The sequence below is a fragment of the Methylobacterium sp. TK26 genome (genome assembly GCF_055361565.1).
In genome coordinates this window covers 2,980,572-3,000,605 of sequence record NZ_CM143965.1, presented here as the reverse complement: position 1 = coordinate 3,000,605, position 20,034 = coordinate 2,980,572, and the positions used below count along the sequence as shown (strand labels likewise).

Genomic DNA, 20,034 nt, shown 5'->3' with positions numbered 1-20,034 from the left:
CCGTTCGCCCCCCAAACGCGGCGCGTGCCGGGGCGTTCCTGCCCCAGTCTGCGTCGGCCCGGTTACTCCGCGTCGGGCGGGAGGGCTTCGGTCACTTCGATGCGGCGCGGCGCGGAGGGTTCGGTCTCCGGCTGGGTCCCAGTATCGACGGCGGCGGCCACCGCTGTCACGCCCCGGTAGCGGGCGAGGCGGGCATCGATCATGTCCTCGATGCGGCTCTGGAACTCGGCGATGGTCAGGTGGCGGCGCTTGCCGCCCTCCTTCTGGGTGAACAGGCTGCGGTTCGCCTTCGCCGCCGAGCGGAACGCCTTGGCGGCGGTCTCGTCGGGCTTCTCGCTCGACAGGGAGACGAACCGCCCCGCGCTCGCCGTGCCGAGGAAATGGGCGAGGTACATCTCGGTGGTCGAGAGCGGACGGCCGACGCGGGCCTCGATCCGGTCGCGGTCGCGCTTGATCAATTCGGCCGCCATCAGGGCGGCGACGCGGGGGTCGTTGCGCAGGGAGAGGACGTGGTCCTTCATGCCCCCGGCGACGGTGATGGCCGGGCCGCTGCCCTTCACGGAGGCCGCCTCCTCGGTGAGGCCGTGGCGGGCACCGAAATCGCGGATCAATTCCAGCCAGGTCGCCTTCACGAACTGGAACAGGCCCTGCGCGGAGGAGGTCGCCGCCTTCGCGTCGGTGTCGAAGCTGGATTCCTTGTCGGCGAGCGCCATCATGTAGACGGGATCGACGCCGGCCTCCTCGGAGGCCTTCACGATGGTGTCGACCACCTTCAGCGGGACGCTGCGCTGGCCGAAGCGCACCGCGCCCTCGCCGTCTTCCTGCGTCACATGCGGCAGGGTGGCGAGGTTGTCCGCGATGAGGTCCGTGGTCGGCGGATCCTGCTCCGGCAGGGGCAGGCCGTTCCAGGCGGAGCGGGCCTCGGTCGGCGGGGCGGCGATGAGGGCGGTCTCGGTCTTCGGGCTGGACTCGATCCGGTCATGGGCCTGGGCGGCCGGGACGAAGAAGGCCGGCGCGATGGCCGCCTGCGGAAGGCCGAAACCGGCCAGCAGGCCGAGCGCGAGGGCGCAGGTCGCACGGGAGCGGCCCTGCCGCCGGGTGCGCGTGGTCGTCGCGAGCATGAGTCCGCCCACGTCGTCGGTGCAACGCGCCGGCTCCGGGAAAACCCCCATCCTTAGGTCCTCTTGTTCTGTGCATTCCCCCGAAGGCCCCGGCTCTGGCGGCCGGGTGGCGTCGGGCGGCGGGCTCTATCGGCGCCGGCCGTGACCAGAATGGGACGGTCAGATGATTGGACCGTGGCAGGCCCTTCCGCGCGTTCACCGTCGGAAGGCGCCCCGCAGGGCGGGATTCGGGGCGGCGCAGGCCTGTGACAGTCGCAAGATGTCGCAGCCGGTCTTGGAACGAAGAACGCAGGGACCAGTTGGGTAGGGCCCGCAACCCGGGCGCCGGAGGTTCGACCTTCCATCCCGGACGCGTCATGCGTCCTCACAAGGACACCAGTTTCCCATGAGCATGCAGCCCGGTCGCCGCGTCGGCGTCGCCATCGTTGGCATGGGGGGCGCCGTCGCCACCACCGCCATCGCCGGCATCGAGATGATCAAGTCCGGTTCGAACCGGCTCGATGGTCTGCCGCTCGCAGGCGTTCCGGTCGCGGGGATGGCCGATTACAAGGACCTCGTCTTCGGCGGCTGGGACCTGAACAGCGACGACCTCGCCTCCGCCGCCGCCGGTCACGGCGTGCTGTCGCGGGAGGACATCGAGAACGGCGCCCAGGTGCTCAAGGGCATCGTACCGTGGCCGGCGGTCGGCAGCGCGAAGTTCTGCAAGAACATCGACGGCCAGAACCGCATCGTCGCCAAGGACCACCGCGAGGCGGTCTCGGTCATCGCCAACGACCTGAACCGCTTCAAGAAGGAGAGCAACCTCGATGAGGTCGTGGTGGTGAACCTCGCCTCCACCGAGCGCTGGCCCGACCTCTCCGACCCGACGCTGAACTCCACCGCCGCCTTCGAGAAGGGGCTGGATTCGAGCGACGAGGCGATCTCGCCCGCGATGCTCTACGCCTATGCGGCGATCAAGAGCGGCATCCCCTACGCCAACTTCACCCCGTCGGTCGCCGCCGACGTGCCGGCCCTCCTCGAACTCGCCAAGGACCTCAACGTCCCGGTGGCGGGCAAGGACGGCAAGACCGGCCAGACCATGATGAAGACGGTGCTCGCCCCCGCCTTCAAGGCCCGCGCCCTCCACGTCGATGGCTGGTTCTCCACCAACATCCTCGGCAACCGCGACGGCCTCGCCCTCAACGATCCGAACTCGCTGCAGTCGAAGCTCAACACCAAGGGCACGGTGCTCGATTCGATCCTCGGCTACCCGGTCGAGGACCACCTCGTGCACATCCACTATTACCGCCCGCGCGGTGACGACAAGGAAGCCTGGGACAACATCGACATCACCGGCTTCATGGGCCAGCGGATGCAGGTGAAGGTGAACTTCCTCTGCAAGGACTCGATCCTGGCCGCTCCGCTCGTGATCGAGATCGCCCGCGTCCTCGACCTCGCCAAGAAGCGCGGCGACGGCGGCGTGCAGGAGCAGCTCTCGACCTTCTTCAAGGCGCCGATGGTCAAGAACGGCCACGGGCCGGAGCACGCCTTCGGCAAGCAGGAGAAGATGCTCCTCGACTGGCTCGGCGTACACTGATGCCAAGCGAGACAGCGGCGGGCGCCAGCGCACCCGCCGAGTTGCGTGAGCTGTTCGTCGAGCTCAACGACCTCAAGCGCGTCCGGTCCGCCGGGCGCCAGGGCACCATCGCCGAGCGCCTGTTCGCGCAGGGCTGGTCGATGCTGACGGGCGGGGCCAGCGCGGAGGATGTCGCCCTCGACATCACCGCGACGGCGCTCGCCGCCACCCGCCTCACCGATCTCGACGCCGCCTTTCTCACCGCCGCCGGCCTCTCGGAGGCCGAGGCGGCGACGGTGCTGCGCGCGGGGTTCGATGAGGTGACGGGCGCCCTCGATCCCGCCCTCCGCGACCGGCTGCGCGCTCGGCTCACCCCCGGCGAGGAGCCCGAGGCCGGCTTCGTGCCGAGCTTCGTCGGGGCGCTCGCCGCCCAGCCCCGGGCGGGCGTCACCTGCCCCGGCAGGCCGCGCATCCTGCTGGAGCCGCCGGAGAACCACGCCGAGCATTGCCTGATGGTCGCGGTCTACGGCGTCTGCCTCGCCCCGTTCTATCGGGCGGACCCGGCGACGGTGTTCCTGGCGGCGATGGCCCACCACTTCCATAACGCGGCGATGCCGGATGCCGGCTTCACCGGAGAGATGCTGCTCGGCGACCACCTCCTGCCGATCATGGCGGTCTCGACCGGCTGGGCGCTCGGCGAACTCGACGATGCGGGGGACCTCCGCGCCGAGGTCGAGCGCGCCCGCGCGGTCCTGCCCGACGATTCCACCGCCGAGGGCCGCGCCTTCCATGCGGCCGATTGCATCGACCGGGTTCTGCAGATCGCCCAGCATCTTCGGGCGGCCTCCCTCACCATGGGGACGGTGCTGGACGAGATGGAGCTGGTCCATGCCGGGCCGGTGAAGGGTTTCCATGACAGGGTCCTGCACGACATGCGGATCCCTTGAGCCGACGGCTTGATCGACGGGCGCCCGCGCCCATCTGCCGATCCTGTCCGGGAGCGCCATGATACCCTTTCCCCTCGTCTCGCCCTCGACCGGCCACGCCCTCAAGCCCGACGCCCCGCATGCCCTGCGGGACGTCGAGACCGGTGAGCGCTGGCCGGTGATCGACGGCATCCCCTACCTGCGCGTCGGCCGCGAGGCGCTGGTCGAGCGGGTGCTCGCCCATCTCGACGGGGGCGAGCCGGACGAGGCCCTATGCGCGATCCTCGCCGACCAGGACGATTGGTGGAACGGGCCGCCCGCCGACCCGGCCGACCTCATCACCCTCATCCGCGAGCGCCGCACCGCCACCCTGCGGGACGCCGTGCGCCTGCTCGGCTGGGGCCGCGTGGGCGACTACTTCCTGCACCGCTGGAGCGACCCGACCTATCTCGCGGGCCTCGCCATGCTGGAGGCGCACTGGAACGATCCCGTGTGCGTCTTCGAATTCGCCTGCGGCATCGGCCATTACCTGCGCGAACTCGCCCGGCGCGGCTGCAAGGTCTCCGGGGCCGACGTGGTCTTCGCCAAGCTCTGGGTCGCCCGGCACTGGGTGGTCGGCGAGAAGGCGCAACTCGTCTGCTTCGACGCGAACTCGCCGCATTGGCCGGTCCCCGGCGCGCCGGTCGATCTCGTCGTCTGCAACGACGCCTTCTACTTCCTCGACGACAAGCCGCGCGTCCTCGATCACCTCCGCCAGATGGCGGGCGACGAGGGCTGGCTCGCCCTCAGCCACATCCACAACCGCGACTGCCCCGGCTTCTCCGCCGGCAAGGCGGTGAGCGTCGAGGATATCGGCGACCTCTTCCCCGATGCCCTCGTCTACGACGATGACGAGCTGACCCGCTCCCTCGCGGAGGCCCGCGCGCCGATCCCGCACGAGGCCGGCGAGCTGCGCGGCTGCGAGGCGTTCGCCGTCGTGGCCGGGCCGGGGATGCGCCCGGCGCCGCGCTCCGTGGTGGACGGCCTGACCCTGCCGAAGGCCGGCACCCCGCTGGCGCTGAACCCGCTCTACGGGCCGGACGGCAACGACTTCGCCATCCATTTCCCGTCCGAGCGGTACGCGGCCGAGTACGGCCCGCGCGTCACCTACCCGATGCGCTCGCCGGGGCCGGAGCGCCTGACCTATGGCGGGGGCATCGACGCCCCCGAGACGCGCCGCGTCCGCGTGCGCGAATTCGTCGACCTGCCGGAGCGGTGGTGATGGCACCGGTCGGCTGGGGCATCGTCGGCTACGGCTGGGTCGCCCGCGATTACATGGCGCCGGGCATCCGCGAGGCGGGGCACCGGCTGGTCGCCGTCTGCGACCCGAACCCCGCCTGCCGCGAGGCCGCCGCCGCCGAGGGCGCCCGGACGCATGCGGACCTCGCCGCGTTCCTCGCCGACCCGGAGGTCGAGGCGGTCTACATCGCCACTCCGAACCACCTCCACCGGGAGGCGGTGGAAGCCCTGGCGCGGGCCGGCAAGGCGGTGCTCTGCGAGAAGCCGATGGCGGCATCTCTCTCCGATGCGGAAGCGATGGTCCGCGCCGTCGAGGCGGGCGGCATCTTCTACGGCACGGCCTTCGACCAGCGCCACCACCCGGCGCACCGGGCGATCCGCGACCACATCGCCTCGGGGGCGCTCGGCACCGTCACCACGGTGCGGATCGTCTATGCCTGCTGGCTCGGGCGGGACTGGTCGGCGGCGGGGCAGCCGAACTGGCGGATCGACTCCGTTCAGGCCGGCGGCGGCGCCCTGATCGACCTCGCCCCCCACGGGATCGACCTGATCGACTTTCTGCTGGGCGAGCCGCTGGCCGACATCACGGCCCTGACGCAGAGCAAGGTGCAGGATTACGCCGTCGATGACGGCGCCCTGCTGATCGGGCGCACCGAAGCGGGGACGCTGGCGAGCCTGCACGTCGCCTACAATTGTCCCGACGCGCTGCCCCGGCGCCGGCTCGAAATCGTCGGCACGAAGGGCCTGCTGGTCGCCGAGAACACGATGGGCCAGACGCCCGGCGGCAGCCTCGTTTTCCACGACGGCGCCACGGGCCGCACCACGCCGGTCGCCTTCGACGGCGAGGCATCGCCCTTCACCGAGCAGGTCCGCGCCTTCGGCGTGGCGCTCCGCAACCCGCCCGAGCGCGCCGCCTACAGCGCTGCCCGCGACCTCCATACGATGCGCCTCGTGGCGCGGGCCTATGGCAATTCATGACGTCACCGCGAGCGATGCGATGACGACAAAGAAGAAAACGGACTGATCACGTGAGCGAGACCCAGGACGAACGCGCCCGCCACGCCAAGCTGAAGGCGCCGCGCTCCTATCCATTCGGCGGTGCCCGCCCCATCGAGGGCCTGCCCGAGCGCCTGCCCGATCCCGTGCGCGCCTATCTCGACATCCTGCCCGAGGGGAAGATTGTCGGCTTCCCCCTGGCGCCCCTCGACCGGACGGGCGTGCCGGTCTGGTTCGTGGCCCTGTTCCTCGATGATCCGTTCTTCGTCGGCGCGATGCCCTCCGGCATCGGCTACGGCGCCACGGACGACGAGGCGCTGATCGGCGCGGTGGCCGAGATCGCCGAGAACCTGATGCCCTCGCTCGCGGTGCTGCCCCGCGCCAAGGAGCGGGCGAGCTACGACGATCTCGTGCGGGTCTACGGCGCCAAGTCCGTCGCCGACCCGCTGACCCTGTGCCTGCCCGCCGGCTCCCCCGTGGGGCGCGGCAGCGTGCTCGAATGGACGCCGACCGTGCGCCACGCCACGGGCGAGATCGTGCTGATGCCCCTCGACATCGCCGCGACCGACTATTTCGAACTGTCCGAGGGCTACCAGCCCTTCACCAACCTGATCACCAACGGCCTCGGCGCCGGGCCGGACGTGCCCTTCGCGCTGGGCCACGGCGTGCTCGAACTCCTCCAGCGCGACGGCAACGGCCTGCTGTTCCGCGCCCTCGACCAGGGGGTGATGCTCGACCTCGACGGGATCGGGCCCGAGAACGCCGCGATGCTGGCCCGCCTGAAGGATCTCGGCATCCGGGCGCTTCCCAAATTCGCCACCGACCAGTTCGGCCTGACGAACCTCTACGTCGTCGGCTACGACGAGGACGCCGACCGGGCGCCCGCTCCCATCGCCCTCTCGGCCTGCGGCGAAGCCTGCGATCCCGACCGCGACCGCGCCCTGCGCAAGGCGCTGCTGGAATTCCAGGCCGCGCGGGTACGCAAGACCTTCGGCCACGGCCCCCTTGATCTCGCCTCGACCGTCACCCCGCCGGGCTACGTCGATGCGTTCATTCAGAAGGCGCTCCCCAGCCTCGACCTCGAAGAGGGAAGGGCGCTGCAGGCCATGCTCGAATGGATCGAGATGCCGAAAGCCGACCTGCGGGCGATGCTCTCCGACACGGTCTATTCCGAGCGCTCCACCAAGCGCTTCTCGGACTTGCCCTCGACGCCGGCCGAGGATGGGCACGCCCGGGGCAAGATCGCCTGCGACCGGCTTCTCGAAGCCGGCTTCGACGTCCTCTACGTCGATTGCTCGCCCCATGGCGGCGGCGTCGGGGTGGTGAAGGCCATCGTGCCGGGCCTCGAAGTCGAGACCATGAGCTATTACCGCATCGGCGAGCGCAACACGCGCAAGCTCATCGAGCGCGACCACCCGCTGATCAAGTTCGGGCAGGAGAGCGAGACCCTGCGCCCCGTCCGCCTGACGCCGGAGGCCCTGGAGCGGTTCGGCGGCCAGCCCCTGTTCGACGTGGCCCTGGCCGAGCGCATCGTCGGGCGCCACTATCCCCTGTACCGCGAGCCGGAATCGCACCACGCGCCGTTCCGGTTGCAGCAACGCAAGGGGAGGGCGGCATGACGCTTCGCTTCGCCTACAACACCAACGGCGCCGCCAACCACCGGCTGGACGATGCCCTCCAACTCATCAAGGCGGCCGGCTACGACGGCGTCGCCCTGACGCTGGACATCCACCATCTCGACCCCTTCGCCGAGAACTGGTCGGCGGAAGCGGGCCGGATCGCGAGCCTGATGGAGAAGCTCGAACTCGCCTGCGTGATCGAGACCGGCGCCCGCTTCCTCCTCGACCCCACCGCCAAGCACGAGCCGACCCTCGTCACCGCCGATGCGGCGGGCCGCGCGCGGCGGGTCGGCTTCCTGAAGCGGGCCTGCGAGATCGGCGCGATGCTCTCGGCCGAGGCGGTCTCGTTCTGGGCCGGCGTGCCCAAGGAGGGCGTCGACCGGGAGGAGGCGATGGGCTGGCTGCGCGACGGGCTCGCGGAGGTCGCCGCCTTCGCGAACGAGGCCGGGGTGGTGCCCTGCCTCGAACCCGAGCCCGGCATGCTGATCGAGACGCTGGACGATTACGCCGCCCTCGCCATTCCGGGGCTGAAGCTCGCCCTCGACACCGGCCATTGCCTCGTCACCGGCGAGCGCGATCCTGCGGCGGCGGTGCGGGAATTCGCCGACCGGATCGGCACGGTCGCCATCGAGGACATGAAGCGCGGCAGCCATATCCACCTGCCCTTCGGCGAGGGGGACATGGATGTGCCGGGCGTCCTCGAAGCCCTGGAGGAGGTCGGCTACGGCAAGCTGATCTGCGTCGAGCTGTCCCGCGAGAGCCACCGCGCCGACGTGATGATCCCGCAAGCCCTCGACTTCCTGCGCACCTGCCGCCGGCCCGGTCCGGTCGTCGCCGCAGGGCAGGAGACGCGGCGGCAGCTTTGAGCACGACCCGATGAGAATCCTCTTCCTCAGCCGCCGCTACTTCCCGGCCATTTCCGGGATGAGCGTCTACGCCCAGAACCTGCTGCGCGAACTCGTCGCCGCCGGGCACGACGTCACCATGGTCTCGCAGTACCGGGGCGATGCCTTCGGCACCCGCGTCTATGGCGGCGGCCCGCCCCCGCCCGTGCCAGGGGTGAAGGTCATCGGCCTGGAACAGGTCGGCGAGCAGACCAACGGCGATTTCGAGCGCGACATCGCCACGATGGTCGAGACCATCTGCGCCGAGCACGCGAAGCGGCCCTTCGACGTGCTCCACGCCCAGTACGGCTACCCGACCGGCTACGCCGTGCTGCTGGCTTCGAAGCGCCTCGGGGTGCCGAACGTCGTGTCCATCCAGGGGGGCGACGGGCATTGGGTCGGCTCGTGCTGCGAGACGCACCGCCTCGGCATGCGCGCTGTCCTCGACCACGCCAACGCCCTGCTGATCGGCGGCACCTCCTTCGTGAAGGAGGTATGCGACCGGCTGGGTTCGGACCCCGCCCGCTTCACCATCGTGCCGGGGGCGGTGGACACCGCCCGGTTCGCGCAGGGCACGCCGGACGGGCTGCCGGAGGCCCATTCCGGCCCGGTGCGGATGCTCTATCACGGCCGCGTCGACCGCCGGAAAGGCGTGCTCGACTTCATCGAGGCCCTGACGCTCCTGCGCGGACAAGGCACGCCCTTCGCCGCGACGATCTCCGGCATCGGCCCCGATGTCGATCCGGCCAAGGCGTTGGCCGAGAGCCACGGCTTCGGGCCGGAGGCGATCCGCTTCACCGGCTACGCCGAGTACGACACGGTGCCCGCCCTCTACCGCGAGGCTGACGTCTTCGCCTCGCCGACCTATGCGGAGGGGTTCTCCAACACGATCCTCGAAGCCATGGCGGCGGGGCTCGCGGTCGTCTCCTGCCACGCGGTCGGCGTGTCGGATTGCCTGCGTGACGGGGAGAACGGCCTCCTCACCGACCCCGGCGACATCCCGGCGCTCGCCGCCTCGCTGACGCGGATCGTGACGGACGGGGCGCTTCGCCACCGCATCGCCGCCGCCGGGCTGGAGGAATGCCGCCGGGTCTATTCCTGGCGGGCGGTGGGGGCGCAGATCATGGGCGTCTACGCGGACGTATTGCGCGAGCCCCCCTCCCAGGACGTGCCCGACACCTTGCCCTTCGACCCGTCCTGCCGCTTCCGCGCCGAACCGCACCTGCTCTGACCGATGCCGACCGCGCTCGCGCTCTCGCCCCATCTCGATGACGCCGCCTTCTCGGCGGGCGGGCTGCTGACCACCCTCGCCGCCGGGGGCTGGCGGGTGGTGATGGCGACGATCTTCACGCAGAGCGTGTCCGCGCCGCAGGGCTTCGCCCTGGCCTGCCAACTCGACAAGGGCTTGGACCCCGACATCGACTACATGGCCCTGCGCCGGGATGAGGACGACGCGGCGGCCGCGGCCCTGGGCATTGCCGCACCCCGCCACCTGCCCTTCCGCGAGGCGCCGCACCGGGGCTACGCCTCCGCGCCGGAACTGTTCGCGGACCTGCGCGCGGACGACGCGATCGACCGGGCCATCGCTCCGGCGCTGGCCGACCTCATCGCCGCCGAGGCACCCGATCTCCTCCTGGCGCCGCAGGCGGTGGGCGGGCATGTCGATCATGTCCAGGTGGTGCGCGCCCTTCGGAGCGTCGCCCCCGCCGCGCCGATCCTGTGGTGGCGCGACTTCCCCTACACGGTGCGCGAGGCGACCCCGAAAGAGCCCCTGGCGCCGCTCTTCGCGGACCTGCCGGCGCAGGCTGTCGCATTCGACGCGGAGGCGCAGGCGAGGAAGCTCGCGTCCTGCGCCGCCTATGCCAGCCAGATCGGCTTCCAGTTCGGCGGGCGGGACGGACTGGCCGAACGCCTCGCGCGGGAAGCGGGCATCGAGCGCTACCGCCTCACGGGGACGCTGCCGAAGCCCTTCCCCCTCGCCGATGCGGCCTGAGCCCGAGGCCCCCAAGAGTCTCGCCGACCCCGCCGTCCTCGCTGCTCGATGCGAGATGGCCTCCCTGCCCCATGTCGCCCCGATCCGGAATTTCGCCCGCCGGATCGCCGCGGAGCGCGGCGCGCCGGTCCCCGATCCCGACCCCATGGACGGGGGCGTGAACGCGCGGCTCCTGCTACTCCTCGAAACCCCCGGCCCGATGGTACTGCGCGCCGGCTTCGTCACCCGCGACGGCGCGAACGGGACGGCCGCCAACCTGTTTCGCTTCCTGCGCGAGGCGGACATCCCCCGCGCCGACACGCTGATCTGGAACGCCGTCCCCTGGGTGATCCACGCGCCGGGCGCCCTCAACCGCGCCCCACGCCGGAGCGAGGCGCGGGAGGCCGAGCCCTACCTCGCACCGCTCCTCGACCTGCTGCCGCGCCTCGCCGTGGTCATCCTCGCCGGGCGCGTCGCAGGCCAATGCGCCCCGGCGCTGGCGACTCTGCGGCCGGGCCTGCCCGTGATCGCCATCTCGCACCCGAGCCCGACCTATGTCTGCACCTCGCCCGAGGTGTCGGCCCGGATCCGGCGGGGCCTCGCGGAGGCGGCGGCGATCCTGATCGGAGGGTGATCGGCCCTTGTCGCTCCCGCTATCGCCTCTTGTTTGCGGAGATTGCACACGGCCTCGCTGGCCATCACCGCCTGTTCGGCTTACATGGCGGGCGACGGGCCGCGGTCCGGGATGATCCGGCATGGGGCTTCGAACCCGTCCGGCCCGCGCGAGCGAGGGGACGGACGCCGATCGGCATGAATTTTCAGGGGCAGCATCGGGATGATGTCGCCTCGGCCGAACCGGTCGAGGACGCCAAGCGCGGCGACGCGGGCAAGATACGCATGAGCGGCAGCCGCTTCGCATGGATCGGCACCGTCGCCAGCATCGTCCTGGTAGCCGTCTCCCTCTTCGTGCTGTGGAAGCTCGTGCAGAGCGTGTCCTGGGCGGAAGTGACCGACGCCCTGCACAATGCGTCCGCGCGGCAACTCGGCCTCGCCTTCCTGTTCGTCGGCGTCAGCTACATCTTCCTCACCGGCTACGACGCGCTGGCGCTGCGGCAATTGCGGATCAAGGTGCCCTACCGCATCACCGCGCTCGCCTCGTTCACGAGCTACGCGGTGAGCTTCACCCTCGGCTTCCCCCTGCTGACGGCGGGGACGATCCGCTACTGGATCTACGCCCGCCAGGGGCTCTCCACCTCGAAGATCGCCGCGCTCACGGTGATCGCCGGCTTCACCTTCTGGCTCGGGATGGGCGTGGTGCTGGGCCTGTCCCTCATCATCGAAGCGGGGCAACTCGCCGGGCTCGCCTTCACCTCCATCCGGCTGAACCAGGGTGTCGGCTTCGCGGCGCTGCTCGCCGTCCTCGGCTACCTCGCCTGGGTCTCGGCCAAGCGCCGCAGCGTCACGGTCAAGCAGTGGCGGCTCGAACTGCCCGGCGCCTCCGTCTCCATCGGCCAGATGATCGTCGGCATCGGCGATGTCTGCGCGGCGGCGGCGGTGCTCTACGTGCTCCTGCCGCAGCAGACGGGCATCGCCTTCACCACCTTCCTCGCCATCTACGTCCTGGCCGCGATGCTCGGCATCGCCTCCAACGCGCCGGGCGGGATCGGCGTGTTCGAGGCCACGATCCTCCTCGCCCTGTCGAGCCTGCCGCGCAACGAGGTGCTGACCTCGCTGCTGCTGTTCCGGGGCTGCTACTACGTCGTGCCCTTCGTGGTCGCCCTGGCGATGCTCGGCCTGTACGAGATCGTGAAGCGCGCCGGCGGCGCCCGCGACCGGGAGGAACGCTCGTCCGTCCCGCCCGAGGGCACAGCCGGCCCCTCCGGCAAGCCCTGGCCGGATCAGCGCGAAGGCTGACCGGGAGACCGACCCGTGATCGACGATCCCCGGAGGCCAGCGGCCTGGAGCGGCGCGACGATCGCGGGCGGATCGATCCTCCTGCTCCTCGCCTGGGAGCGGGACATCGGCATCGTCATGGTGCTCGGCACCCTCGCCGCCATCGTCCTCGGCGGGTTGATCGCGGGCCGGCGGCGGGCGCAGCCCCCGACCCGGCCCGTCGCGGGCATCCCGCGCCACGCGGTGGCCGAGGCGCTGCTCGCCCACATTCCCGATCCGGTGATCCTCGTGGACCGGCGCACCCGCGTGCTGGAGGCCAACCCCGCCGCGCGGGCGATGCTGCCGGCCCTGCACCTGTCGCACCCGCTCGCCTTCGCCCTCCGCAACCCCGAGATCACCGACGCGGTCGAAGCGGTGCTGAGCGGCGGCCCGCCGCAGCGCGTGACCTACCGGACCCGGGTGCCCCTGGAGCAGACCTTCGAGATCCAGATCGGCGCCCTGCAGATGCCGGACGGCTCCGGACCCGGCGCGATGCTGTTCCTGCGCGACCTCACTTCGGCCCACCGCCTCGAATCGATGCGGGTGGATTTCGTGGCCAACGCCAGCCACGAATTGCGCACGCCGCTCTCCTCGCTGCTCGGCTTCATCGAGACCCTGCAGGGCCCCGCCCGCGAGGACGTGGCGGCGCGGGAGCGTTTCCTGGAGATCATGCGCGTCCAGGCGCAGCGGATGCGGCGGCTGATCGACGACCTGCTGTCGCTCTCGCGGATCGAGTTGCGCGAGCACGTCGCCCCGACGGGCACGGTCGATCTCGGGGGCCTCGCCCGGCAGATGGTCGATGCGCAGGCACCGCTCGCCGCCGCGCGCGGGGCCAGCGTCATGCTCACCGATGGGGACGGCCCCTACCCGGTGCAGGGCGATGCCGACGAACTCACCCGCGTCATCGAGAACCTCATCGAGAACGCCGTGAAATATGGCGGCGGCGCCATCGCGGTCGGCCTCGCGCGCGAACAGAATCCCCGGCACGGGCCGCGCATCGTGCTCACCGTCTCCGACGACGGCCCCGGCATCCCCCCCGAGCACATCCCCCGGCTGACCGAGCGGTTCTACCGGGTGGACGCCGCGTCGAGCCGGGCGCGCGGCGGCACGGGCCTCGGCCTCGCCATCGTGAAGCACACCCTTCGGCGCCACCGAGGCCGGCTCAGCATCGAGAGCGAGATCGGGAAGGGCACGGTCGCCCGCGTGAGCCTGCCCGAGTTCCTGCCCGGGGCGGATCAGCCCTGATACGGCCCGATCCCGAGCCCGTCCTCGACGCGGCCGATCCAGGCGCGGATGCGGGGGAAGGGGGCGAGGTCGAATCCGCCCTCATGCGCCATGCGCGTGTAGGCGACGACGGCCACGTCCGCGAGGCTCAGCGCCTCGCCCGCGAGATACGGCCCGCCGCCGAGGCTCGTCTCGATCAGGCGCAGGGCATCCTCGCCCCGCTCCTTCAGCTTCGGATCGAGCTCCGCCGGATCGCGATGGAGGTAATGGAGCTGGTAGCGCCGCACGGCGATGTAAGGCTCGTGGCTGTACTGCTCCCAGAACATCCATTGCAGCATTCGCGCCCGCGCGAGCGCCACCTGCGGGATCAGCGCCGAGCCCTCCGCGAGATAGGCGATGATCGCATTGGATTCGGAGAGGACCTCGCCGCCCGGCAGCACCACGAAGGGCACCCGCCCGGCCGGGTTGAGGGCGAGCATGGCGGGGGTGCGCGTGCCGCCGGCCGGCACGTCCACCTCCTCCCAGGTGAAGGGGTGGCCGAGATGGGCGGCGACCCATTTCACCTTCAGGCAGTTCCCGGAGCCCGCATTCCCATAGATCGTCAGCGGCTGCATCGCGGGTCCCTCGTGCCGAATCGGCCTGCTTCAGTTCGGGAGGTCGATGGGCTGCGGTCAAGCCAGCGTGAGGCCACCCCTTGACCTTCCCACGATGGGAAGGTCCATCTGAGGGGGCATGGATACCGTCTCTTCTTCCTCCGTGCCCGGACAGACCCGCCTGGACCTGCCCGTCGAGGGCATGTCCTGCGCCGGCTGCGTCTCGCGGGTCGAGCGGGTGCTGGCCGGGCTTCCCGGCGCCAGCGACGTCTCGGTGAACCTCGCCACCAAGCGGGCGAGCCTCGCGCTGTCCGGCGGGCATGCCCCCGCCGAGGTCGCCGCCGCCCTTCAGAAGGCCGGCTACCCCGTGGCCGTCGCCGAGACATTGCTGCCGATCGAGGGGATGCATTGCGCCTCCTGCGTCGGCAAGGTCGAGCGGGCGCTCGCCGCCGTGCCCGGCGTCACCGGGGCGAGCGTCAACCTCGCCACCGGGCAGGCGCTGGTGCGGCACGGGGAGGGCGTCGTCGCCCCCGCCGCCCTCGCGGCGGCGGTGAAGGCGGCGGGCTACACCGCCCTGCTGCCAGACGAGGTGGCCAAGGTCGATCAGGCCGAGCGGCGCGAGGCCGAGGCGCGGGCGCTGCGGCGGGATACGATCGTCGCCGCCCTGCTCTCGGCGCCCATCGTCGTCCTCGACATGGGCGGGCACGTCGTCGGCCACGGGATGCCGGCTTTGCCCCTGCTCCAGGCCCTGCTGGCGACCCTCGTCCTGGCCTGGCCGGGGCGGCGCTTCCTCACCACCGGCATTCCCGGCCTCCTGCGCGGCCACCCCGACATGAACGCCCTCGTCGCCCTCGGGGCGGGGGCGGCCTACCTGTACTCCCTCGTCTCGGCGCTCGTCCCCCAGGCGATGCCGGAGGGGGCGGCGCATCTCTATTTCGAGGCGAGCGCCGTCATCGTCACCCTGATCCTGCTCGGGCGGACCCTCGAAGCGCGGGCGCGCGGACGCACCGGGCAGGCCATCGCCCGACTGATGGACCTCTCGCCCAAGACGGCGCGGGTGGTCCGCGACGGCGGTGAGCGTGAGGTGCCCCTCGCGTCCCTGAAGGTCGGCGACGTGGTGCGGGTGCGCCCCGGCGAACGCATCGCCGCCGATGGGACGGTGGTGGCGGGCGACAGCCGCGTCGATGAGAGCATGGTGACGGGCGAGCCCGTCCCCGTTCGCAAGGCGCCGGGTGCCGAGGTCGTGGGCGGGACGCTCAACGGCGGCGGCAGCCTCGACCTGCGCGTCGGCGCGGTGGGGGCCGCGACCGTCCTCGCGCAGATCGCCGCCATGGTCGAGCGCGCGCAGGGCGGCAAGCTGCCGATCCAGGCCCTGGTCGACCGCGTGACCGGCCGGTTCGTGCCGGCGGTGATCGGCCTCGCGGTCCTCACCTTCCTCGCCTGGATCGTGTTCGCCCCGGCGCCCGCGCTGGGGCCGGCCCTCGTCCACGCCGTGGCGGTGCTGATCATCGCCTGCCCCTGCGCCATGGGGCTCGCCACCCCCACCGCCATCATGGTCGGCACCGGCCGGGCGGCGGAACGCGGGGTGCTGTTCCGCGACGGTGCCGCCCTGCAGGCCCTGGAGGGGGTGAAGGTCGTGGCCCTCGACAAGACCGGCACCCTCACCGAAGGGCGCCCGACGCTCGCCGGCTGCGAGACGATCCCCGGCCTCGCTCCGGACGAGGCCCTGCGCCTCGCGGCCGGGCTCGAAGGCCGCTCCGAACACCCCCTCGCCGGGGCGATCATCGCTGCGGCGCGGGGGCGCGGGCTCGACCTGCCGGAGGCGGCAGGCTTCGAAGCCGTCGAGGGGTTCGGCGTCGCCGGCCGTGTGGAGGGTCGCGTGGTGGCCGTCGGCGCTCCGCGCTATCTCGACCGCCTCGGCGTCGCCCGCGATGCCGGCCTGATGGCGCGGGCCGGAGACTGGGCGGGTTCGGGCATGAGCCCGGTCCACCTCGTCCTCGACGGGCGCCACGCGGCGGTCCTCGCCGTCACCGATCCGGTGAAGGAGGGCGCGCGGGAGATGGTCGCCGCCCTGCGCGGGCGCGGCATCATCGTGGCGATGGTGACGGGCGACGATCCCGGCGCCGCCGCCGGGGTCGCGGAGAGTCTCGGCATCACGGAGGTGGCGGCGGGCGTTCTGCCCGGCGGCAAGGCCGAGGCCGTGCGCCGCTTCCGGCAGGCCCATGGGCCGGTCGCCTTCGTGGGCGATGGCGTGAACGACGCCCCCGCCCTCGCCGAGGCGGATGTCGGCCTCGCCATCGGCACGGGCACGGACATCGCGGTCGAGAGCGCCGACGTGGTGCTGATGTCCGGCGCGCCGGAGGCGTTGGGCGCCGCCTTCGACCTGTCTCGGGCGGTGATGGCCAACATCCGGCAGAACCTGTTCTGGGCCTTCGCCTACAATGCCGCGCTGATCCCCCTCGCGGCGGGGCTGCTCGTGCCTCTCGGCGGGCCGTCCCTCTCGCCGATCCTGGCGGCGGGGGCGATGGCTCTGTCGAGCCTGTTCGTCCTCGGCAACGCCCTCCGGCTGCGCCGCGCCGCGCCGAGGTCGGCATGAGCGAGAACACCGTCACCGTCGGCGAGGCGGCCCGGCTCACCGGCGTCTCGGCCAAGATGATCCGCTGGTACGAGGCGCGGGGGCTGCTGCCGCCGGCCGCGCGCACGGCGGCCGGCTATCGCCATTACGGCGAGGCCGAGATCCGCACCTTGCACTTCGTGCGCCACGCCCGCGATCTCGGCTTCGACGTGGAGTCCATCGCCGAACTGCTGGCCCTGTGGAGCGACCGCGAGCGCCCGAGCGCGGCGGTGAAGGCCATCGCGCAGGCGCGGATCGCGGAGCTGCGCCGCCGGATCGCCGCCCTGGAGGGGATGGCGCGCAGCCTGGAACGGCTCTCGGCCGATTGCTGCGGCGACGAGCGGCCGGATTGCCCGATCCTCGACGATTTGGCCGCCGGCACGCCTCCGCCTGCGCGGGGGACGAAGCCTTCGCGGCGACCGCTCGCGGGTTGACGCAGCATCTGGCCTCCGGCTTGCTCCGGCTTCACGGACGCCTCTTCAACCCCTCCAGGCCGGCATGCCCGTCCCCGCACCGATCCAAGCCCTGTCCGCCCCGATGACGGCGTGGCGGCGCACGCTGCACGCCCATCCCGAACTGCTCTACGACGTGGAGCGCACGGCGGATTTCGTCGCGGCACGCCTGCGCGAGTTCGGTTGCGACGAGGTCGCCACGGGTATCGGCCGCACCGGGGTGGTCGGGGTGGTCCGGGGCCGGGGCCGTGGCTCGAACCGCGCCATCGGCCTGCGCGCCGACATGGACGCCCTGCCGATCCAGGAAGTCCGCGACCTTCCCTACCGCTCCACCGTGCCCGGCAAGATGCACGCCTGCGGCCATGACGGGCACATGGCGATGCTGCTCGGGGCCGCGCATTACCTCGCCGCCACGCGCGAGTTCGACGGCAGCGCCGTGCTGATCTTCCAGCCTGCCGAGGAGGGCGGGGGCGGCGGCGAGGCGATGGTCGAGGACGGGCTGATGGAGCGGTTCGGCATCGAATCGGTCTACGGGATGCACAACATCCCCGGCATGGCCGTCGGCACCTTCGCCGTGCGGCCCGGCCCGATCATGGCCTCCACCGACCGGTTCATCGTCACCATCGAGGGGCGCGGCGGCCACGCCGCCCTGCCGCACAACGCCATCGACAGCGTGCTCGTGGCGAGCCACGTCATTATCGCCCTGCAGACGATCGTCTCGCGCAATCTCGACCCGCTGCAATCGGCGGTGGTCTCGGTCTGCGCGCTGGATGCCGGCGAGGCGTTCAACGTGCTGCCGCAGAGCGTGACCATGCGCGGCACGATGCGCACCCTCTCGCAGGCGGTGCGCGCCTCGGTGAAGACCCGGCTGGAGACGCTGGTGCGCGACATCGCGGCGGGGTTCGGCGCGACGGGCCGGGTGGAATACGGGGCGAGCTATCCCGTCACGGAGAACCACCCCGCCGAGACCGGTTTCATGGCCGGCGTCGCGGAATCGCTGGTCGGGCCGGAGCGGGTCGACCGCGCGGTGGCGCCGATGATGACGGCCGAGGACTTCTCCTACATGCTCGGCCGCCGACCCGGCGCCTACATGTTCATCGGCAACGGCGACAGCGCCTCGCTGCACCACCCGCTCTACGACTTCAACGATGAAGCCGCCCCCTACGGAGCCGCCCTCTGGGCGCGGCTCATCGAGACCGGGTTGCCTTTGGGGGCGTGACCGCGGAATTGCGTTGCGCCGGGAGAGAAACGCCCTGTGACAGGTTCTGAACGCAGCCCCGGCTACGTTCCCAACTTTCCCTTTTCGATTGGGCTGAGGGCTTCGACAAACCCATAGCTCAAAGCGGCCTGACGGGGCGTGCCCGCTTCACCCCCCATAAAGCCCCTTCAGCAGCGCGTAGGCCAGCCGCGCGGTCTGCACCTCGCCGCCTTCGGGACGGGCGGGTTTGGACGAGGGGTTCCAGCCGTAGAGGTCGAAATGGCCGTGCCGCTTCGTCTTGGGGGCGAAGCGGCGCAGGAACAGGGCCGCCGTGATCGCCCCGGCGAAGGGGCCGTTCGAGACGTTGTTCAGGTCGGCCACCCTCGAATCGAGCATCGACGCGTAGGGCTGGTGCAGGGGCATCCGCCAGATCGGGTCGATCGCCCGCGCGCCGGCCTGCGCCACCTCCTGCGCCAGGGCCTCGTCCTCGGTGAAGAAGGCCGGCAGGTCGGGCCCCAGGGCGACGCGGGCTGCGCCGGTCAGGGTCGAGAAGTCGAGGATCAGGTCGGGCGCCTCCGCATCCGCCAGCGCCAGGGCGTCGGCGAGGATCAGGCGGCCCTCGGCGTCGGTGTTGCCGATCTCTACCGTGAGGCCGGCACGGCTGCGCAGCACGTCGCCGGGGCGGAAGGCGTTGCCCGCCACCGCGTTCTCCACCGCCGGGATCAGCAGGCGCAGGCGCAGGTTCAGCCCCGCGCCCATCACCATGTCCGCCGTCGCCAGGGCGACGGCGGAGCCGCCCATGTCCTTCTTCATCAGGAGCATGGCCGCGGAGGGCTTGATGTCGAGCCCGCCCGTGTCGAAGGCCACGCCCTTGCCGACCAGCGTCACGCGCGGCGCATCCTCCTTCCCCCAGGTCAGGTCGATGAGGCGGGGAGGGCGCGTCGCCGCCTCGCCCACGGCCTGGATCAGCGGAAATTCCCGCGCCAGCTCGTCGCCCTGCACCACGCGGATCGCCGCGCCGTGACGCTCCGCGAGGGCGCGGGCGGCGGCCTCGATCTCGGCCGGGCCGAGATCGTTGGCCGGGGTGTTCACGAGGTCGCGGCCCAGGGCCACCGCCCTGGCGATGCGCGTCACCTCCGCCCCGTCGACGCCGTGCGGCGTCACGAGGCCGGCCTTCGCCCCGTCGCCCTTGCGGTATCGGTCGAAGCGGTAGCTGCCGAGGAGCCACGCCAGGGTCGCGGTGGTGGGGTCCGGCGCGTCGTCGAGGTGATAGGCGCCCACCGGGAGCATCGTGGGCAGGCGCCCGGCGATCAGTGGGTCCGCGCCCGGTGCGTCCGGGTCGCCGAGGCCGAACAGCACCCGCGACAGGCTCCCGTCCGCCGCCGGCAGGTAGGCGAGGCTGCCGGCCTTGGCGGTGAAGCCCGTCGCCCAGGCGAAGGCCCGCTCGGTCGCGGTCAGGCCGTCCTCCCAGCCGCTCGCGCGCAGGCAGGTCACGCCGATGGCGGGCGTGTCGGCCGGCAGAAGCTCGGCGATGGAGCTGGTCTGCGCCGCTGCGGAATGACTCATGGACCCTCGCACGCTGTGTCGGCCGGGCGCCCGCCGCGCCCTTAACCCCGGATTAGGCTTAACGGTCTATCACCGCCACGACGGGACGGAGAAGCGCGGTCCGC

Annotated in this window: 17 protein-coding genes; 14 read left to right on the top strand and 3 right to left on the bottom strand. The window is 71.8% G+C overall.

Annotation, left to right across the window (positions count from 1 at the left end; translation table 11 throughout):
- Nucleotides 1-62: 62 nt before the first annotated feature.
- The gene (locus ACXJ1Y_RS14595) at nucleotides 63-1,172 is read right to left on the bottom strand and encodes a transglycosylase SLT domain-containing protein (RefSeq protein WP_463846926.1); all 1,110 of its coding nucleotides are present in this window, start codon (nucleotides 1,170-1,172) and stop codon (nucleotides 63-65) included.
- 334 nt (nucleotides 1,173-1,506) lie between these two features.
- Between ACXJ1Y_RS14595 and ACXJ1Y_RS14590 the strand changes: the two genes are divergently transcribed.
- The 11 genes from ACXJ1Y_RS14590 to ACXJ1Y_RS14540 all read left to right on the top strand — a co-directional run bounded on the left by ACXJ1Y_RS14590 (nucleotide 1,507) and on the right by ACXJ1Y_RS14540 (nucleotide 13,528).
- The gene (locus ACXJ1Y_RS14590) at nucleotides 1,507-2,697 is read left to right on the top strand and encodes an inositol-3-phosphate synthase (RefSeq protein WP_463846925.1); all 1,191 of its coding nucleotides are present in this window, start codon (nucleotides 1,507-1,509) and stop codon (nucleotides 2,695-2,697) included.
- Nucleotides 2,697-3,623 carry a hypothetical protein gene (locus tag ACXJ1Y_RS14585; RefSeq protein WP_463846924.1) on the top strand — a complete coding sequence of 309 codons (927 nt, stop codon included), beginning with the start codon at nucleotides 2,697-2,699 and terminating at the stop codon, nucleotides 3,621-3,623. The genes ACXJ1Y_RS14590 and ACXJ1Y_RS14585 overlap by 1 nt, the downstream gene beginning before the upstream one ends.
- Nucleotides 3,624-3,681: 58 nt before the next feature.
- Complete coding sequence (locus ACXJ1Y_RS14580) at nucleotides 3,682-4,863, top strand: class I SAM-dependent methyltransferase (protein WP_463846923.1); 1,182 nt, start codon at nucleotides 3,682-3,684, stop codon at nucleotides 4,861-4,863.
- Nucleotides 4,863-5,858: a Gfo/Idh/MocA family protein gene (locus ACXJ1Y_RS14575; RefSeq protein WP_463846922.1), complete on the top strand. Its 996-nt coding sequence runs from the start codon at nucleotides 4,863-4,865 to the stop codon at nucleotides 5,856-5,858. The genes ACXJ1Y_RS14580 and ACXJ1Y_RS14575 overlap by 1 nt, the downstream gene beginning before the upstream one ends.
- 50 nt (nucleotides 5,859-5,908) lie before the next feature.
- Nucleotides 5,909-7,495: a YcaO-like family protein gene (locus tag ACXJ1Y_RS14570; RefSeq protein WP_463846921.1), complete on the top strand. Its 1,587-nt coding sequence runs from the start codon at nucleotides 5,909-5,911 to the stop codon at nucleotides 7,493-7,495.
- Nucleotides 7,492-8,361 (top strand): sugar phosphate isomerase/epimerase family protein, encoded by an 870-nt coding sequence (locus ACXJ1Y_RS14565; RefSeq protein WP_463846920.1) that lies wholly within the window; start codon nucleotides 7,492-7,494, stop codon nucleotides 8,359-8,361. Before ACXJ1Y_RS14570 ends, ACXJ1Y_RS14565 begins: the two co-directional genes overlap by 4 nt.
- A gap of 10 nt (nucleotides 8,362-8,371) precedes the next feature.
- The gene (locus ACXJ1Y_RS14560; protein ID WP_463846919.1) at nucleotides 8,372-9,610 is read left to right on the top strand and encodes a glycosyltransferase family 4 protein; all 1,239 of its coding nucleotides are present in this window, start codon (nucleotides 8,372-8,374) and stop codon (nucleotides 9,608-9,610) included.
- Nucleotides 9,611-9,613: 3 nt separating this feature from the next.
- Complete coding sequence (locus ACXJ1Y_RS14555; protein WP_463846918.1) at nucleotides 9,614-10,372, top strand: PIG-L deacetylase family protein; 759 nt, start codon at nucleotides 9,614-9,616, stop codon at nucleotides 10,370-10,372.
- A complete protein-coding gene (locus tag ACXJ1Y_RS14550) occupies nucleotides 10,362-10,985 on the top strand; it encodes a uracil-DNA glycosylase (protein WP_463846917.1) in 624 nt (207 codons plus the stop codon). The genes ACXJ1Y_RS14555 and ACXJ1Y_RS14550 overlap by 11 nt, the downstream gene beginning before the upstream one ends.
- 176 nt (nucleotides 10,986-11,161) lie before the next feature.
- Entirely contained in the window at nucleotides 11,162-12,265 is a 1,104-nt protein-coding gene (locus ACXJ1Y_RS14545; protein WP_463846916.1) for a lysylphosphatidylglycerol synthase domain-containing protein, read from the top strand.
- A 15-nt stretch (nucleotides 12,266-12,280) separates the two neighbouring features.
- On the top strand, nucleotides 12,281-13,528 hold the full coding sequence (locus ACXJ1Y_RS14540; protein ID WP_463846915.1) for an ATP-binding protein: 1,248 nt from the start codon (nucleotides 12,281-12,283) through the stop codon (nucleotides 13,526-13,528).
- Here ACXJ1Y_RS14540 and ACXJ1Y_RS14535 read toward each other — a convergent pair.
- A complete protein-coding gene (locus ACXJ1Y_RS14535) occupies nucleotides 13,519-14,121 on the bottom strand; it encodes a glutathione S-transferase family protein (protein ID WP_463846914.1) in 603 nt (200 codons plus the stop codon). The genes ACXJ1Y_RS14540 and ACXJ1Y_RS14535 overlap by 10 nt on opposite strands.
- A 118-nt stretch (nucleotides 14,122-14,239) precedes the next feature.
- Here ACXJ1Y_RS14535 and ACXJ1Y_RS14530 point away from each other — a divergent pair, with 118 nt between their 5' ends.
- The 3 genes from ACXJ1Y_RS14530 to ACXJ1Y_RS14520 all read left to right on the top strand — a co-directional run bounded on the left by ACXJ1Y_RS14530 (nucleotide 14,240) and on the right by ACXJ1Y_RS14520 (nucleotide 18,385).
- On the top strand, nucleotides 14,240-16,696 hold the full coding sequence (locus ACXJ1Y_RS14530; protein WP_463846913.1) for a heavy metal translocating P-type ATPase: 2,457 nt from the start codon (nucleotides 14,240-14,242) through the stop codon (nucleotides 16,694-16,696).
- Entirely contained in the window at nucleotides 16,693-17,148 is a 456-nt protein-coding gene (gene cueR, locus ACXJ1Y_RS14525) for a Cu(I)-responsive transcriptional regulator (RefSeq protein ID WP_463846912.1), read from the top strand. Before ACXJ1Y_RS14530 ends, cueR begins: the two co-directional genes overlap by 4 nt.
- Before the next feature lie 64 nt (nucleotides 17,149-17,212).
- Nucleotides 17,213-18,385, top strand: a complete 1,173-nt coding sequence (locus ACXJ1Y_RS14520) for a M20 aminoacylase family protein (protein WP_463846911.1) — start codon at nucleotides 17,213-17,215, stop codon at nucleotides 18,383-18,385.
- A gap of 147 nt (nucleotides 18,386-18,532) precedes the next feature.
- Here the strand turns inward: ACXJ1Y_RS14520 and ACXJ1Y_RS14515 are convergent, their stop codons facing one another.
- Nucleotides 18,533-19,930: a leucyl aminopeptidase family protein gene (locus ACXJ1Y_RS14515; RefSeq protein ID WP_463846910.1), complete on the bottom strand. Its 1,398-nt coding sequence runs from the start codon at nucleotides 19,928-19,930 to the stop codon at nucleotides 18,533-18,535.
- Nucleotides 19,931-20,034 lie beyond the last annotated feature (104 nt).

Coding starts and splice junctions, on each gene's coding strand:
- ACXJ1Y_RS14595 (WP_463846926.1), bottom strand. CDS start 1,172: ATGGGGGTTTTCCCGGAGCCGGCGCGTTGCACCGACGACGTGGGCGGA.
- ACXJ1Y_RS14545 (WP_463846916.1), top strand. CDS start 11,162: ATGAATTTTCAGGGGCAGCATCGGGATGATGTCGCCTCGGCCGAACCG.
- ACXJ1Y_RS14560 (WP_463846919.1), top strand. CDS start 8,372: ATGAGAATCCTCTTCCTCAGCCGCCGCTACTTCCCGGCCATTTCCGGG.
- ACXJ1Y_RS14565 (WP_463846920.1), top strand. CDS start 7,492: ATGACGCTTCGCTTCGCCTACAACACCAACGGCGCCGCCAACCACCGG.
- ACXJ1Y_RS14550 (WP_463846917.1), top strand. CDS start 10,362: ATGCGGCCTGAGCCCGAGGCCCCCAAGAGTCTCGCCGACCCCGCCGTC.
- ACXJ1Y_RS14590 (WP_463846925.1), top strand. CDS start 1,507: ATGAGCATGCAGCCCGGTCGCCGCGTCGGCGTCGCCATCGTTGGCATG.
- ACXJ1Y_RS14530 (WP_463846913.1), top strand. CDS start 14,240: ATGGATACCGTCTCTTCTTCCTCCGTGCCCGGACAGACCCGCCTGGAC.
- ACXJ1Y_RS14580 (WP_463846923.1), top strand. CDS start 3,682: ATGATACCCTTTCCCCTCGTCTCGCCCTCGACCGGCCACGCCCTCAAG.
- ACXJ1Y_RS14575 (WP_463846922.1), top strand. CDS start 4,863: ATGGCACCGGTCGGCTGGGGCATCGTCGGCTACGGCTGGGTCGCCCGC.
- ACXJ1Y_RS14535 (WP_463846914.1), bottom strand. CDS start 14,121: ATGCAGCCGCTGACGATCTATGGGAATGCGGGCTCCGGGAACTGCCTG.
- ACXJ1Y_RS14585 (WP_463846924.1), top strand. CDS start 2,697: ATGCCAAGCGAGACAGCGGCGGGCGCCAGCGCACCCGCCGAGTTGCGT.
- cueR (WP_463846912.1), top strand. CDS start 16,693: ATGAGCGAGAACACCGTCACCGTCGGCGAGGCGGCCCGGCTCACCGGC.
- ACXJ1Y_RS14555 (WP_463846918.1), top strand. CDS start 9,614: ATGCCGACCGCGCTCGCGCTCTCGCCCCATCTCGATGACGCCGCCTTC.
- ACXJ1Y_RS14515 (WP_463846910.1), bottom strand. CDS start 19,930: ATGAGTCATTCCGCAGCGGCGCAGACCAGCTCCATCGCCGAGCTTCTG.
- ACXJ1Y_RS14520 (WP_463846911.1), top strand. CDS start 17,213: ATGCCCGTCCCCGCACCGATCCAAGCCCTGTCCGCCCCGATGACGGCG.